General features: G+C 65.3%; 1 protein-coding gene. It reads right to left on the reverse strand.

Annotated elements, in window-relative coordinates:
* Positions 1-242, reverse strand: a 242-nt coding sequence (locus FVA95_RS30305; protein ID WP_205016109.1) for a hypothetical protein, incomplete at both ends; no start/stop codon positions are given.

A 242-nucleotide genomic window follows, 5' to 3' on the forward strand; every position in this document is an offset into this window, starting at 1 on the left:
ATATAGATGCCCTTGAGCTGCGCCAGCGCATAGCCAAGCGGTGGAATGTCTTCCTGACCGGCCGGCAGCGCATTGGCGTTGGCCTCGGGCAGCGGCGCAAAAAACTCGCGGTACGCGGCCTGAGCCTCGGCAACCGGCACGGTCGATTGCGGACGCGGCGTGTATTGATACTGATAGGCGCCGCCAGCGCTGGCGCCCGACGCTGTATTGAACGCCGGTTGCGCCTGCGGTTGCTCCAGCAG

The sequence above is a fragment of the Pseudonocardia sp. EV170527-09 genome, assembly GCF_008369905.1.
GTDB lineage: Bacteria > Actinomycetota > Actinomycetes > Mycobacteriales > Pseudonocardiaceae > Pseudonocardia.